Annotated in this window: 11 protein-coding genes; all 11 read left to right on the top strand. The window is 39.7% G+C overall.

The features are described 5' to 3' along the window. The first annotated feature begins 10 nt into the window (after positions 1-10). A complete protein-coding gene (locus JMN32_RS02230) occupies positions 11-1,990 on the top strand; it encodes a hypothetical protein (RefSeq protein ID WP_202854648.1) in 1,980 nt (659 codons plus the stop codon). Between the two features lie 579 nt (positions 1,991-2,569). Next, positions 2,570-3,901, top strand: coding sequence for a c-type cytochrome (locus JMN32_RS02225; RefSeq protein ID WP_202854647.1), 1,332 nt, complete (start codon positions 2,570-2,572; stop codon positions 3,899-3,901). Between the two features lie 41 nt (positions 3,902-3,942). Further along, positions 3,943-7,059, top strand: a complete 3,117-nt coding sequence (locus JMN32_RS02220; protein ID WP_202854646.1) for a TAT-variant-translocated molybdopterin oxidoreductase — start codon at positions 3,943-3,945, stop codon at positions 7,057-7,059. Positions 7,060-7,090: 31 nt separating this feature from the next. Further along, positions 7,091-8,458, top strand: coding sequence for an NrfD/PsrC family molybdoenzyme membrane anchor subunit (gene nrfD / locus JMN32_RS02215; RefSeq protein WP_202854645.1), 1,368 nt, complete (start codon positions 7,091-7,093; stop codon positions 8,456-8,458). Between the two features lie 2 nt (positions 8,459-8,460). Further along, entirely contained in the window at positions 8,461-8,991 is a 531-nt protein-coding gene (locus JMN32_RS02210) for a DUF3341 domain-containing protein (protein WP_202854644.1), read from the top strand. A 14-nt stretch (positions 8,992-9,005) separates the two neighbouring features. Then, a complete protein-coding gene (locus JMN32_RS02205; RefSeq protein ID WP_202854643.1) occupies positions 9,006-9,641 on the top strand; it encodes a c-type cytochrome in 636 nt (211 codons plus the stop codon). Positions 9,642-9,714: 73 nt separating this feature from the next. Further along, positions 9,715-11,097, top strand: coding sequence for a quinol:cytochrome C oxidoreductase (locus JMN32_RS02200; protein ID WP_202854642.1), 1,383 nt, complete (start codon positions 9,715-9,717; stop codon positions 11,095-11,097). A 39-nt stretch (positions 11,098-11,136) separates the two neighbouring features. After that, positions 11,137-12,201 carry a cytochrome c oxidase subunit II gene (locus tag JMN32_RS02195; RefSeq protein WP_202854641.1) on the top strand — a complete coding sequence of 355 codons (1,065 nt, stop codon included), beginning with the start codon at positions 11,137-11,139 and terminating at the stop codon, positions 12,199-12,201. A gap of 13 nt (positions 12,202-12,214) precedes the next feature. Further along, complete coding sequence (locus JMN32_RS02190; protein WP_202854640.1) at positions 12,215-14,089, top strand: cytochrome c oxidase subunit I; 1,875 nt, start codon at positions 12,215-12,217, stop codon at positions 14,087-14,089. After that, positions 14,076-15,128 (top strand): COX15/CtaA family protein, encoded by a 1,053-nt coding sequence (locus tag JMN32_RS02185; protein WP_202854639.1) that lies wholly within the window; start codon positions 14,076-14,078, stop codon positions 15,126-15,128. The genes JMN32_RS02190 and JMN32_RS02185 overlap by 14 nt, the downstream gene beginning before the upstream one ends. Before the next feature lie 7 nt (positions 15,129-15,135). Further along, positions 15,136-16,023: a heme o synthase gene (cyoE, locus tag JMN32_RS02180; protein ID WP_202854638.1), complete on the top strand. Its 888-nt coding sequence runs from the start codon at positions 15,136-15,138 to the stop codon at positions 16,021-16,023. Position 16,024 lies beyond the last annotated feature (1 nt).

The raw sequence follows: 16,024 nt of genomic DNA, 5'->3' as shown, positions 1-16,024 counted from the left end.
ATGTTGATGGATGGGGTTTTCTTTTATGGTGGAGTTTTTTAAGTTGAGACAACTAATCGTTTTTGCTTTGATGTTTGTGGTTTGCCCGCCATTAATGGCTCAAAAAAAAGGGAAGCAACAACCCATTGATAGCGTTCATGTAAAGGGACGGAGTATTTTGATTTTAGGAGACTCTTCTATCTACGTTGAGCAGGATACAGTGTTGATTTTACCCGATACCGTAGCGATAAAGCTCAAGCAAGATGAAACTAAAAAAAGCGAAGAATTTTACAAAAAAGTAAAAGAGAGACTGTATAAAACCAGGTTTACCAAAGAACTGTACCGCTTACTGTTTAATGATGTTAAAAAAGTAGAAGTTAAAGAAGAGGAACCTAAAGCCATTATTACCAATGGTAACTATAAAAAATACAAGGGGCAGGTAATTAATAATATCAGGATAAAGAAGCTGGAGGTCTTCGGAACAAGAATAACTGATACAACCAAAAATTATAATTCATGGGCTATTAACCTGGCCAATGATATGCATGTTTATACTCGAAGCAGGATCATCAAAAGCAATATTTTCTTTAAAGAAGGCGACGTTGTAGACCCTGATGCTCTAACAGATAGTGAACGTATTCTGAGAAGCTTACCTTATATTAAAGATGCACGTATTTATGTGATCTCTAGAAAAGGGGTGCCGGGAGTCGAAATATTGGTCATTGTTAAAGACATCTGGTCTATTTCCGGGGAGGTTAGTATTGACAACGTTGATCGAAGTGATTTTGCAGTGATTGATAAGAACTTCCTTGGATTAGGACACGAATTCAGGAATGAGTTTTTATATAACACAGAGTATGTCCCCAAAGTTGGGTATAATGGGATCTACTCTGTTAATAATATTTACAAGACCTTCATTACCGGAGAGGTTAATTATGCCAGATCAGAACCGTTGGATAGAGTTGGAGTTCGGTTTTACCGTAATTTTATAACTCCAGAGATCAAGTATGCCGGCGGTATAGAAATAAATAAGAGTAACATGTTGCAGAGCCGGATATTTCCGGATACAACTGTTGAATTCTACACAAAATTTAATCAGCAAGATATTTGGTTAGGGCGTTCATGGCTAATTGACGAAACAGATGATGGCGGAAGAACTAACCTGCAATTGGGAACCCGGTTTAACAGGATCAGATACCTCGACAGGCCTATAATTAAAAATGATACTAACCAGCAGTTCTTTGATAGGAACCTGTACCTGTTTTCCGTGGGAATATCTCAACGTAGCTATGAAAAAAGTGCACTGATATTAGGGTATGGCAGAACAGAGGATATTCCCAGTGGCTACCTTCTGGAGTTTACAGTCGGAAAAGAAGTCAATGAATATTATAATAGGGCATATTTGGGGTGGCGGTTTTCGGTTGGCCGTTATTTCGGTAGATTAGGATATATCAGACCATCAGCATATTTAGGCGGCTTTGTAAGGAAAAGCAGGGTGGATCAAGGTGTTTTTAGCCTTCAGGGAGACTATTTTAGCCCGCTGTTTCGAGTCAGGAAGTTTAATTTCAGGCAGTTCTTGAGACTTCGTTATACAACAGGAATCAACCGGTATGATAACGAGTTTATTAACATTAATAATAAGAATGGAATAAGGGGCCTTAATTATACCTTTCTTAGGGGAACAAGGAAATTATCTTTCAGCTCTGAGACTGTGGCTTTTACACCTTTTTATATAATAGGTTTCAGGTTTGCCTTTTTTGGTTTTTTTGATCTAGCTATTGTCAACGCAAACAATAGCAAACTGCTCAAAAATAAATTGTATCAGGGATATGGTTTCGGAGTTCGTTTGCGCAATGAAAACCTGGCAATCAATACCATTCAAGTCAGGCTGGTCTGGTACCCCGTTACCCCTCCCGGAACATCAGGTATAGGTTTCGATCTTGCAGGTCAGACTCCGCTACGATTATCCGATTTTAGAGTTGAGGAACCCTCAGTTATTGGGTTTAACTAATAGCAGTTCTTTAACATCCACGGTCAAAAAAGGAAACCGTTGATTAACAGAAGTTTGATGTTTTTTTTAAATCATCGACACATTCAATTAGTTATGCTATGCACTTATACTTCCTTATCAGGAAACTTAAGGTTGTAAGGCTTTTTGATACCTAAATAAACCGTGTGGATGTGTGTTCGTACCAATCATAATCATTTTTCTCACCGTTTTTCCTTCTGCTTTAAAAACACTAACTTTTGAGAGTCATAAAAAAAATGGGAATATTAGTTTGATAGACCGAATATATTTTTGACTCGAGTTTTGTGTTTTATTGATACCGTTTATCAAAAAAATACTGGCAAAAACGACACTATAAAGCGCTCTTATTATTTATAAGTATTCTAAATAGTGGCTTAAAACACGTTTTTTGCCCATATTAGGGTATTTTTTGCCTTGTCATACGGTAAAAGCAGACTTCTGGTTGCAAATAGAGGTAAATGGTGTTCTAAATATGTTTGAAATAATAGAATCCGATAGTAGATTTGTGCCCGGGTTACGATATGCAAGAGCTGCATTAAACGAGTTATAAAATACATTAACATGACGCCAAACAAATTACTGACTCGCGTTTTTTTAGCATTTACACTAGCAAGTTCACTTTTACTTTTTCACAATTCACAGGCTCAGGAAGCCGCCCAACAGGACACGACAGTTACTGAAGGTAGTAATGATGAACAACCAGCGGCACAAGGTGCTGACTCAGGGTTGCCAACAGACGCTGATCGCATAAGCGAAGGCCAATCATTATTCAACGCTAACTGTAAAACCTGTCATAAGGTTAAAGAGAAGCTCGTAGGACCTGCGTTGCAGGGCGTTTACGACAGAGCTCCTTCCATTGACTGGATTGTGGACTTTGTGCATAACTCATCGAAAGTAATTGCTAGTGGTGACGATTACGCAAATAATTTATATCAGGAGTACAATCAGACTCAGATGACAGCGTTTCCAACGCTTTCAAAAGACCAGATTATTAACATTTTAGGGTACATTAAGCAAGAAGCTGAAAAAGCTCCTGAAGTAGTAGCTCCTACAGAAGGTGCTGGTACTGCGGTTCAGGGTGCAGGTGATGGCGTTCCTACTGAGTACCTCAACGCAATTATGATAGGGCTGGTAATCGTACTGGTGTTAATCCTTGTTGTATTGATCCTGATCACAACCGTACTTAGAAAGTATCTCAACCAGCAGAAAGATCTCGATGAAGAAGATAGGGAAATAGTAAATGCGTCATTTAGACTCGATGCTGCACTTAAGAGTAAGCCATTCTTATTTCTCGTTGTTTTCATTACAACAGCAATCGTTTTCAAAGTTGTAATAAATAATCTTTATGCCGTAGGTGTTCAGCAGGGGTATGCCCCCAAGCAGCCTATTGCGTTCTCTCACAAACTGCACGCAGGTGAGAATGATATTGACTGTAACTACTGCCATACTGGCGTTAGAATCAGTAAAAATGCCAACATACCTTCACCTAATATTTGTATGAACTGTCACTCAATGATCAAAAATGTTGCGGGTCAGTCAGGTGTTTCTCCTGAGATCCAGAAGATTTATGATGCTATTGAAAATGACAGGCCTATTGAATGGGTGAGGATTCATAACCTTCCTGATTTAGCTTATTTCAACCACTCTCAACACGTAGAAGTTGGAGGAATTGAGTGCCAGACTTGTCATGGAGAAGTGCAGGAAATGGAAGTTGTACGTCAGCATTCCTTGTTGACTATGGGATGGTGCATCGACTGTCATAGAAAGACAGATGTGAATACCAAAGGCAATGAGTACTATGATAATTTGGTAGAGTTGCACGAAGAGCAAAGCAATGAGGCATTGAAAGTAGAAGACATCGGAGGCCTGGAGTGTTCTAAGTGCCATTATTAAAATAAAAAACTGATTATAAGATTTCCATCTATTGATAGATTATGAGCGATAATAAAAAGACATACTGGAAAGGCATTGAGCAGTTATCAAATGATCCCGCATTTGTAAAGAATGCAGATAAGGAGTTCCCGGAATTCCTTCCCATCAATCAAAATGAAGGGGGCGGAAGCAGCAGAAGAGACTTTTTGAAGATGATGGGTTTTGGTATAGCAGCAGTGTCATTGGCAGCCTGTGAGGCTCCGATTAGAAAAGCTATTCCTTATGTTAATAAACCTGTTGACGTAGATCCCGGTGTCCCTAACTATTATGCGTCTACCTACACTAGTGGTGGTGACTATTGTAGTATTTTGGTAAAAACCAGGGAAGGGCGCCCTATAAAAATTGAAGGAAACAAACTTTCTGAAATTACTCAAGGCGGAACCAGTGCTCAGGTACAGGCTTCCGTTCTTACTTTATATGATAACGAGCGTCTTGTAGCGCCTGTTGTAGAAGGTAAGGAGGGTAAATGGGAAGATCTTGATAAAGCTGTTATAAGCAAATTGGGTAGCATTGCTGCTCAGGGAGGACAGATCAGAATTGTAAGCAATACAATTTTGAGCCCGACCACTAAGAAGGTTATCGAAGACTTTAAAGCGAAATACCCTACAGCACAGCATGTTACTTATGATGCTGTTTCTGCACATGGTATTCTTGCTGCTAATGAAGAGTCTTTTGGTCAGAGGGCGATTCCTTCATATGACTTCAGCAAAGCTGATGTTATTGTAAGTTTTGGTGCTGATTTCTTAGGCACATGGATCTCACCTGTTGAGTTCTCTAAGCAATATAGTAAAACGAGAAAAATTGGTCCTAACAAAAAGACCATGTCTCGTCATTATCAGTTTGAGTCAAATCTGACAACTACCGGTGCTAATGCGGACTACAGAACACCAATTAAACCTTCTGATGAGGGTAAAGCTGTAGTTGCACTTTATGAGGCTATTACCGGTGGCAAGAAGTCACAGATAAAATATATTGATAAAGCAGCGACTGAGCTGAAAAAAGCAAAAGGTAAATCATTAGTTGTTTCCGGTTCAAATGATCCGGCTGTACAGCTTGTGGTTAATGCTATCAATAATGCATTGAGCAATTACGGTTCTACTATTGATATGTCTACTCCTGCGTACTATCGCCAGGGTAACGATGTAGAAATGAAGAAATTCGTAGCTGATGCTAAAGCTGGTCGTATCGCCGGAGTTATTTTCTATAACTGTAACCCGGTTTATAATTATAAAGGTGAAGACATTGCTGGTGCATTAAGTAAGATCTCACTTAAAATATCTACAGCTGACAGACCTGATGAAACAGCAGTTGCATCAGACTACGTAGCTCCAAATCATCATTTTCTTGAATCATGGGGTGATGCGGAACCTAAGAAAGGTCAATACAGCCTGATTCAGCCTACTATTACACCAATCTTCAAAACAAGACAAGCTGAAGAAAGTCTTTTGAAGTGGACAGGTGTTGATACTCCTGATTATTATTCTTATCTGAAAAACACCTGGAACAGAGATATGGGTGTTAGCAACTGGGAGCAAGCGTTGCATGATGGAGTATATCAAGGTAGTGGAGTTGCTAATGCAGTTGAGGCTGATTCAGTAGCAACTGAAGTAGCTGCTGTTGTTGGAGCTGCTGTACCATTCAGTGGTAATGTTAGCAGTGCTGTACAGGCCATTAATAAGAACTATAAAGGTTCAGGACTCGAGCTTGCATTGTATCAGAAAGTGGGAATTGGAGATGGTACACAAGCCAACAACCCATGGTTGCAGGAGATGCCCGATCCGGTTACAAAATCAACTTGGGATAACTACCTTACTGTTAGTAAGAAATGGGCTGACGAGAATGGTGTAGAATACTTCGAAGGACATTGCAATAAAGCGAAACTTACTGTAAAAGGAGTTTCTGTTGAGCTTCCTATTCTTATCCAGCCAGGGCAGGCCGAAGGTACGGTAGGTTTAGCGCTTGGATACGGTCGTTTAAATGCAGGTAAAGTAGCCGATGGAAGAGGTGTTGATGCCTATCCTTTCGTAACTACACTTAACGGTGCAGTAAGCTACAATGTATTAAGTGATGTTACGGTAGAAGTACTTTCAGAAAAATATCAGATAGCTAAAACCCAGACGCATCAGACGTATATGGGTAGAGATAACGTTATTCAGGAATCTATACTTTCTGAATATAAGGTTAATCCTCTTGCAGGCCGTCATGAGCCTAAAATTTCTACCTGGATGTCAGAAGACGGTAAGGTAGATGCAGGGGCATTATCACTTTGGAAAGGTCATAAATATAATAACCACCATTGGGGTATGGCGATCGACCTTAACTCTTGTACTGGATGTAGCGCATGTACTATTGCCTGTCAGTCAGAAAACAACGTTCCCGTTGTAGGTAGAGAAGAGGTTATCAATAGAAGGGATATGCACTGGTTGAGGATCGACAGATATTACAGCAGTGATGCTCCGGCTGATGATCATAAAGGGTTAGAGCAGGCGGCAGCAAATCCTGAAGTGACATTCCAGCCTATGCTTTGTCAGCATTGTAATAACGCTCCTTGTGAGACAGTTTGCCCTGTTGCAGCAACTACACATAGTACGGAAGGTCTTAACCAGATGACATATAACAGATGTATTGGTACAAGATACTGTGCTAATAACTGTCCTTATAAAGTAAGACGCTTCAACTGGTTCAAGTATCATGACAACGGTGACTTTGAGAACATCAATACAGCTATGAATAATGATCTTGGTAAAATGGTGTTGAACCCAGATGTTACCGTAAGATCAAGAGGTGTAATGGAAAAATGTTCATTCTGCGTTCAAAGAATCCAGTATGCAAAACTCGAAGCGAAGAAGGAGGGAAGAAGGCCTGTTGACGGTGAAGTAACAACAGCTTGTGCGAGTTCATGTCCTACTGATGCCATTATGTTTGGTGATATGAATGATAAGGAAAGCAAAATTTACAAAATGCTTAATATCAAGGATACCGAAGCAGCTGATTATATCACTGAAAAGGAAATTCATGAGCCAAGAGCATATCATGTATTGGCAGAAATAGGAACAAAACCTAATATTACTTATCTGACTAAGATCAGAAATAAGGATAACGAGGAAACCAAAGCTTAAAACTTACTTAGAACAAATTAACTAATATAATATGCAAGTTACTTCATCCGTTCGCGAACCATTAGTTACCGGTGGGAAGACCGTTCATGATGTTACGGAAGATATCTGCAGGCAAGTAGAAGGAAAACCAACCAAGTCTTGGATGATGGGAATGGCTATTTCTTTAGCCACTCTCGGTATTGGTACTTACGCAGTGTTCATGCTGTTGTGGGATGGTATTGGTGTCTGGGGATTAAATAAAACAGTAGGATGGGCCTGGGATATCACCAACTTCGTATGGTGGGTTGGTATCGGTCATGCAGGAACACTTATTTCGGCAATTCTTTTGCTTTTCAGACAAAAATGGAGAATGTCCATTAACCGTGCTGCTGAGGCGATGACCATCTTCGCCGTAATTTGTGCAGCATGTTTCCCTGGTTTACACATGGGGAGACTTTGGGTTGGATTCTACTGGGCGTTGCCACTTCCAAATACATGGGGATCGTTGTGGGTAAACTTCAACTCTCCACTATTATGGGACGTATTTGCGATCAGTACTTATTTTACAGTATCATTAGTGTTCTGGTATATTGGTCTTATCCCTGACTTTGCATCAATCAGAGACCGAGCCACTAATAAAATATCAAAAGCGGCTTACGGAGTACTTAGTTTTGGTTGGGATGGAGCTGCCAAGACTTGGATGCGCTATGAATCTGTAGCCTTAATTTTGGCAGGTTTAGCAACTCCTCTGGTACTTTCAGTACACACTATAGTATCTTTTGACTTTGCTACTTCAGTTATACCAGGTTGGCATACCACCATCTTCCCTCCTTATTTCGTTGCGGGAGCGATTTTCTCTGGTTTTGCCATGGTACTTACACTGATGTTGGTGACCAGAAAGGTTTTCAAATTAGAAGATTATATTACTATCAATCACATAGAGTTGATGAATATTGTAATTATCATCACGGGTTCTATTGTAGGGATAGCTTATATTACTGAGTTCTTTATCGCATGGTATTCTGGTGTCGATGCAGAACAATATGCTTTCATTAACAGGGCTACTGGTCCTTACTGGTGGGCATACTGGACCATGATGACGTGTAACGTTATTTCACCTCAGTTATTTTGGTTCAAAAACATCAGAACGAACATTGCAGCGACATTCATTTTGTCCATCATTGTGAATATTGGTATGTGGTTCGAGCGTTTCGTAATTATCGTTACCTCTTTGCACCGCGATTATCTGCCATCTAGTTGGGCAATGTTCTACCCTACGTTCTACGATGTAGGTGTGTACCTATTTACCTTCGGTTTATTCTTTACAGCATTCTTGTTATTTGCCAAGTTCTTCCCTGTAATCAACATGGCCGAGGTTAAGAGTATTATCAAGTCATCATCTTTAAAAAGCAATAAGTAAAAATGGAAAGTAATAAAAACTTTGTATTAGGTATTTATGATGATGAGGATGTTCTCTTGAAAGCCGTAACCAAGGTAAGAGAGAGCGGAGTCAAGATTCATGAAGTGTATTCTCCTTTTCCGGTTCACGGTTTGGATGAAGTGTTGGGTTATAAGAGAACCAGACTTCCAATAGCAGCATTCTTGTTCGGCCTTCTGGGTACTACTCTGGCCTTAACTATGCAGACGTGGATGTTGGGGTTTGACTGGCCAATGATCATTGGGGGTAAAAACTTCGCATCAATACCGCCATTTGTGCCGGTTACATTTGAGTTGACTGTCTTACTTTCTGCTTTAGGTATGGTAGGTACATTTATGATAGTTAGTGATTTGAAGCCTTATAAGAAGCCTCGTTTGATGGATATAAGAATTACTGATGATAAGCACGTTATGGCTATTGATCTGGCTAAAAATAAATTGACTGTTGATCAGATCAAGGGTATTATCGGTGATAGTGGAGCTACTGAGGTTAACGATAAAAAATTTGAAGATTAAGAATTTTTCTGAGCATGAATATATATAAACATATAAAATTCGCTTCTCTTTTTGCTGTTGGTGCTGCACTTACTGCTTGTGGTGCGGGTGGTGAGAACCAAGGGTTGGAGTATGCGCCTAACATGTATCACTCTGTTGCGTACGAGCCTCTAAAGCAGATTACAGATGAAAGTGCTGGTAATATGGCGGAGCTTTTAGATAGCAATGGTGATAATCATGGAGAGTACTATAATTCAAATCCATTAAACCCTTACAGGATGACCATGAGAGTTCCTCCTGCTAATGTCGTACCTAGATCAGATAAGGGATACTTACCATACAGAATTCCTAAAGACAGTTTGGATTTGGCTGCAAGAACTTTGAAAAGCCCTTTACCTAAAACAGATGATGTTTTAGCGGGTGGGAAATTACTATATGATAGATATTGCGATCATTGTCATGGTGGATCTGGCCAGGCTGATGGTCCTGTTGCTGATAAATATCCTGGTGTGGCTAACTTGACTGGTGCAGCTTATCAGAATATTTCGGAAGGTCACATTTTCCATGTGATAACCTGGGGAAAAGGCTTAATGCAACCTCATGGTTCTCAGGTTAAGCCTGAGGATAGGTGGAAAATAGCCAGATATGTAAAAAAACTTCAAAACCAGTAGTTCATCATACACCTGTTTGGTGAATTCGAAATTGATATAAAGACAATGCCCTTAGGCATAAAATATAATTGAAATGACTGAAGAAAGATTTTCGTTTACCTCCGGAGCTAAGAAGACCTTAATGATCATCGGTATCGTTGGATTCGTGCTTTTGATTTTAGGTGTAATTATGAATATGAATTCTGGCCATGGCCATGGAGATGGGCATGGTGGAGAAGAGCATGCTGCATTGCATCAGGTAGCTGATGACTTGGTTGCAAGTGCTGAATCACCTCAGGAGGGAGCAGGCACTCACGCAGCTGAAGAAGCACATGGAGAGGAAGGAGGACACCACGGTTCAGCACCTTGGTTGAAAAACGTTTTTACCAACCTTTGGGTAAACAATGTTTATTTCACTGGATTAGGCATTATAGGATTATTTTTTGTTGCTATTCAATATGCTGCTCAGGCTGGTTGGTCAGCAGGTATGAAAAGAATTCCTTTGGCTATGGCTCATTGGTTGCCATTTGCCGGTATTTTGATGTTCATTTCTTGGTGGATTGTTAAGGCAGATGTTTTCCACTGGACTCATAGTGATCTTTATCACGGAGATCATGCTGATGACATACTTATAGGTAAGAGTACTTTATGGTTCTGGCCATTAGCAGCAGGTTCTTCGGTACCACTATTTTATCTTCTTAGAATGGTTGTGTTTTTTGTATTGTGGTACATGTTCTTCATCTGGATTAAAAGGGAAATGCTTGCGGAAGATATTGATGGTGATGTTAAGCACTGGTATAAGGCAAGAAAATTTTCTGCAATATTCCTGGTAATATTTGCTGTTAGTTCTTCAGTATCAGCATGGGATTGGATTATGTCAGTTGATCCGCACTGGTTCAGTACTATGTTTGGGTGGTATGTCTTTGCTAGTTGGTGGGTAAATGGTTTGGCTGTAATTACACTTATAGTTGTAGTGCTTAAGCAAAACGGCTACCTTAAAGTGGTTAATGCTAACCACCTGCACGATATTGGTAAATTTATCTTTGGGTTCAGCATTTTCTGGACATACATATGGTTCTCTCAGTTCTTGTTGATCTACTATGCTAATATCCCTGAGGAAACTATCTACTTTATCGAGCGATTGGACTCGAGCCAATATAAATGGGTATTTTTCCTTAACTTGATATTGAACTTCCTGTTACCTTTCTTGTTGTTGATGACAAGAGATGCGAAGAGGCACATGTCTTTGCTTAAATTGGTTTGCCCTATAGTTATTGTGGGTCACTGGTTTGATTTCTATCTGATGATAACGCCTGGTGTTATGCAGGAAAACGGAAGCTTTGGCTTCACGGAAATTGGTATGTTAATGATATTTGGTGTAGCATTTTTGTTTGTAACACTCTCGAATCTGGCAAAGGCTCCGTTATATGCGAAGAATCACCCTATGCTGGAGGAAAGTTTACATCACCATATTTAATAGAAACTGAATTAAATTTAAAGATTAATATATAGGGATATGTTCGAAGTGATTATTGCTATAGGTACCATTCTTCTTGTGGTTATTCTATTAACTTTATTTAGAATAGGCACACTGGTCAATGTAGTAAAGGGTACAGACAAAAAAGTCGTAGGTTCCAGTAACAGAATAAATGCAGCATTAATGATTGTGTTTATGCTCAGTGGTTTAGGCTTCTTTTTCTGGTATTCATTTACTTATTTTGACAAATACACCATTCCAGTGGCTTCTGTTCATGGTGCTGACATAGACACTACTTTCTGGATTACAACAGCTATAACAGCATTTGTATTTGTCCTTACTAATATTTTGCTGTTTGTATTCAGTTTTAAGTATCAGCATAAGGAGGGATCGAGAGCTACATTCTTTCCTGATAATGTGAAGCTCGAAATACTCTGGACGGTAGTACCAGCTATTGTGTTGGCAACACTTGTGTTCACTGGTCTGAGAGCTTGGAATAACATTACTGCACCAGCTTCAGAGGATGCGGAGGTGATCGAAGTTATGGGTTATCAATTTGCATGGGCAGTTAGATATCCAGGCGTACAAGATAATCAACTTGGTGATTATGATTTCAGGTTGATTAATGATAAAGAAGGAAACCTTTTTGGTATGGATGTTACCGATGAAAACTCTTATGATGATTTTGTTCCTTTGGAAATGCATGTTCCAAAAGGAAAAGAGGTGCTGCTCAACATCCGAGCACGCGATGTACTGCATAGTGTATTCATTCCGCATTTCAGATTGAAGATGGATGCTGTTCCAGGCATGCCAACCCATTTCAAATTTACCGCAACTAAAAGTACTGAGGAAATGAGGTCAGAGCTAGGTGATCCCGAGTTTGACTACTTTATTACTTGTACAGAAATATGTGGTAGAGGACATTTCTCTATGAAATTGAAGGTAATTGTAGAGGAGCCTGAAGATTATGAAGCGTGGAAAGCGGCGCAGCCTACATGGCTGAAGTTGAACTCGGATTACCTTGAAAAGGTACCGGCAGATAAAAGGGAACTGGCAATTATTAAGGCTGGTATCGATAAAGAAGAATTAGAAGCATCATTATAGAAAGTTAGATATTATGGCAACTGCTGATATACACATTACTGAAGAAACTCATCATGATGGTCATGAGCATGATCACGATCATCATGGCAACTTTTGGACAACTTATGTTTTCAGTACCGACCATAAAATGATCGCCAAACAATTCCTTATAACTGGGATTTTTTGGGCGCTTGTTGGGGGTACATTATCTGTTATATTTAGGTTACAATTAGGTTTTCCCGAGGCACAACTGGATTGGTTGAAACCAATACTTGGGGGCTGGATCACTCCGGAAGGTAAGCTTGATCCTGAGTTTTACCTGGCTCTTGTAACTATGCACGGTACTATTATGGTATTCTTTGTGCTTACAGCTGGTTTAAGTGGTACTTTTGCCAACTTCCTGATACCATTACAGATTGGGGCACGCGATATGGCATCGGGCTTCATGAATATGCTTTCTTACTGGTTCTTCTTTGTATCCAGTGTTATCATGTTAGTATCTTTATTTATTGAAACAGGCCCTGCTTCTGGAGGATGGGTTATTTACCCTCCATTAAGTGCATTGCCACAAGCGGTTAACGGTTCTGGTTTGGGGATGACCCTTTGGCTGGTAGCTATGGCTCTGTTTATTGTATCATCTTTGCTCGGTGGTATTAATTACATCTCTACGGTGATCAACTTGAGAACCAAGGGGATGTCTTTCGCCAAATTGCCGCTTTCGATATGGGCGTTGTTCTTAACAGCAGTTATTGGTCTATTATCGTTTCCCGTGTTGTTTGCTGCTGCATTATTATTGATTTTCGATAGAAGCTTCGGTACAAGCTTTTACCTTTCAGATATATATATTAATGGAGAGGCACTGCCAAATCAGGGAGGTAGTCCAATTTTATTCCAGCACTTGTTCTGGTTCTTAGGGCACCCTGAGGTTTATATTGTATTGTTGCCGGCATTGGGTATCACTTCTGAGGTAATTGCTACCAACTCTCGTAAACCTATCTTTGGGTATAAGGCAATGGTTGGCTCCATATTGTTCATTGCAATCTTATCATTTGTTGTATGGGCACACCACATGTTCGTGTCAGGTATGAATCCTTTCTTAGGATCTGTATTTATGTTATTGACATTGATTATTGCGGTACCATCAGCAGTAAAGGTGTTTAACTACCTCACTACGTTATGGAGAGGTAATATCAGGTTTACACCGGCGATGCTTTTTTCAATAGGTTTGGTGTCATTCTTTATTTCAGGTGGTCTTACTGGTATTCACCTTGGTAATTCAGCTATTGATATTCAATTGCACGATACATATTTTGTGGTAGCTCACTTCCACCTCGTAATGGGTAGTGCAGCTTTCTTTGGTATGCTTGCCGGGGTTTATCATTGGTTCCCTAAAATGTTTGGTCGTATGATGGATGCCAAACTTGGTTACATTCACTTCTGGTTAACATTTGTGGGAGTTTATTTGGTGTTCTTCCCTATGCACTATATTGGTATAGCAGGATACCCTAGAAGATATTATTCGTTCACTAATTATGATACTTTTAACTCTTTCTCAGATTTAAATACGCTTGTTAGTGTTGCTGCTATACTTACTTTGGTAGCGCAGATTATTTTCATTTTCAACTTCTTCTATAGTATGTACAGAGGTAGAAAAGCTTCAGCTAACCCTTGGCAGTCTAATACTTTGGAATGGACTACGCCTGTTAACCCTGGTCATGGAAACTGGCCTGGAGAGATTCCTACAGTATACAGATGGCCATATGACTATAGTAAGCCGGGTGCAAAGGAGGATTATATTCCTCAGCACATACCTTTTTCTATGACTCCTGAATCTAATCTTCCACATGAGAATGATATGATTAAACTAGAAGGAGATGGGACGAAGGTTGTAGTGGATGAAAAAAAGTAACATAGAGAACAGCAGGCTATTTTCTAAATTTAGTCTGCTAACTCTTATTGCTGTATATTTATTGATTCTGGTAGGAGGGGTTGTTAGGAGTACTGGTTCAGGTATGGGCTGTCCTGACTGGCCTAAATGCTTTGGTAATTGGGTGCCTCCAACGGATGTAAGTCAACTGCCAGAAAACTACAAAGAAATTTATTCTCAAAAGAGAGAAAAGAAGAACGAACGTTTTGCGAAGTATCTTTCTGGACTTGGATTTAAGGACACGGCAGATAAGATATTAAATGATGAGTCTATTTTACATGAGGCTGACTTCAACAAACAAAAGACTTGGATAGAATATATCAATAGATTGTTGGGGGTGCTAATAGGATTGCTGATTATAGGAACATTCGTTTTATCGATAAGATTCTTGAAAACGGACAGAAGCGTATTCTTTGTTGCTTTAACCACCTTATTGTTGGTCATTTTTCAAGGGTGGATCGGGTCAATTGTAGTATCTACAAACTTAGTACCCTGGACTATAACATTGCATATGTTTTTGGCACTACTGATCGTTGCTTTGTTGGTTTACCTTGTTCACCGAACAAATTACGACGGAGTTGTATTAATGTGCTTTAGAGATAAAACATTATTCCTTGTTGTCCTCGCTGCATGTATGATCACTTCGCTTATTCAAGTGGCTTTGGGAACACAGGTACGCGAAATGGTAGATGTTATTGCAGCGCAATACAATTACGCTGACAGAAATTTGTGGATAGATAGTATTGGGATGCCGTTTTTGATACACCGGTCCTTTAGCTGGGTCATTTTATTGCTACATATGGCTTTGGTTTATTTATTATTTAAAACAAGGTCCCGGTCAGGATTGACTGTTTGGTTGGTAGCTACGGTAGTGATAACCATTGTAACGGGTGTGATTATGGGATACTTTGGTATACCGGCATTTATTCAACCCGTTCATTTATTATTGGGAACCTTGGTCTTTGGCCTTCAGTTTTCACTATTTTTGCGAATGAGCGGTGTAAAAGGAAAATTGGCATAATAGCATTATGATATTAAATGATACATACGGACTTTCAATTTCAGGTAAGCTAAAGGCTTACTTTGAACTCGTGAAGTTTCGGCTGTCTTTTTTGGTGGCTTTTTCGTGTGGTTTTGGGTATGTACTGGGGTTCAACGGTACAATAGACTGGTTACATTTTGGTATGCTTAGCCTTGGGGGCTTTCTGGTATCCGGAGCGTCTATTACTATTAATCAAATCATAGAAAAGGAACTTGATAAATTAATGACAAGAACCATGAACAGGCCATTACCTACAGGGCGTGTTTCTGTAGGGGAGGCTGCTGTATTCGCTTTTGCTTGCGCAGCTATTGGTTTAACCATATTGATGGTACATACAAACATGTTGACCACCTTGTTGTCATTGTTGTCAATGATTCTATATAGCTTCGTTTATACACCGTTAAAAAGGGTAGGACCTATAGCCGTTTTTGTTGGGGCTATTCCGGGTGCATTGCCACCACTTTTAGGTTGGACAGCTGCTACAGGGGTCATTACCTATGAAGCATTGATCATTTTTGGAATTCAGTTTATCTGGCAGTTTCCTCACTTCTGGGCTATAGCCTGGGTTGCCGATGAAGACTATAAAAAGGCAGGATTTAAGCTTCTGCCATCAGGGGGCGCTAAGGACTTGAATACTGCCATACAGATCATGATATATACCCTGTTTCTTCTTCCCCTGGGGCTTTTGCCTGCTAAGTTTGGAATCACGGGTATAGATTCTGCAATTGTTGTTACCATTTGTGGAGTACTGTTCTTAAGCCAGACATTTACTTTGATGAAAAATGGCAATAGGAAATCGGCTATGAGAATTATGTTTGGATCTTTTTTATATCTGCCTATAGTGCAGATCGCCTTTTTGTTGGATAAAGTGTAAG

The sequence above is a fragment of the Fulvivirga marina genome (genome assembly GCF_016775155.1).
GTDB classification, from domain to species: domain Bacteria; phylum Bacteroidota; class Bacteroidia; order Cytophagales; family Cyclobacteriaceae; genus Fulvivirga; species Fulvivirga marina.
Note: the sequence above shows the minus strand (reverse complement) of the source record. Positions and strands in the feature narration are given on the sequence as shown.

What these genes read in the sequence shown, in the direction of transcription:
- JMN32_RS02230 (WP_202854648.1), top strand. Translation starts at nt 11, where the DNA reads ATGGGGTTTTCTTTTATGGTGGAGTTTTTTAAGTTGAGACAACTAATC.
- JMN32_RS02225 (WP_202854647.1), top strand. Translation starts at nt 2,570, where the DNA reads ATGACGCCAAACAAATTACTGACTCGCGTTTTTTTAGCATTTACACTA.
- JMN32_RS02220 (WP_202854646.1), top strand. Translation starts at nt 3,943, where the DNA reads ATGAGCGATAATAAAAAGACATACTGGAAAGGCATTGAGCAGTTATCA.
- nrfD (WP_202854645.1), top strand. Translation starts at nt 7,091, where the DNA reads ATGCAAGTTACTTCATCCGTTCGCGAACCATTAGTTACCGGTGGGAAG.
- JMN32_RS02210 (WP_202854644.1), top strand. Translation starts at nt 8,461, where the DNA reads ATGGAAAGTAATAAAAACTTTGTATTAGGTATTTATGATGATGAGGAT.
- JMN32_RS02205 (WP_202854643.1), top strand. Translation starts at nt 9,006, where the DNA reads ATGAATATATATAAACATATAAAATTCGCTTCTCTTTTTGCTGTTGGT.
- JMN32_RS02200 (WP_202854642.1), top strand. Translation starts at nt 9,715, where the DNA reads ATGACTGAAGAAAGATTTTCGTTTACCTCCGGAGCTAAGAAGACCTTA.
- JMN32_RS02195 (WP_202854641.1), top strand. Translation starts at nt 11,137, where the DNA reads ATGTTCGAAGTGATTATTGCTATAGGTACCATTCTTCTTGTGGTTATT.
- JMN32_RS02190 (WP_202854640.1), top strand. Translation starts at nt 12,215, where the DNA reads ATGGCAACTGCTGATATACACATTACTGAAGAAACTCATCATGATGGT.
- JMN32_RS02185 (WP_202854639.1), top strand. Translation starts at nt 14,076, where the DNA reads ATGAAAAAAAGTAACATAGAGAACAGCAGGCTATTTTCTAAATTTAGT.
- cyoE (WP_202854638.1), top strand. Translation starts at nt 15,136, where the DNA reads ATGATATTAAATGATACATACGGACTTTCAATTTCAGGTAAGCTAAAG.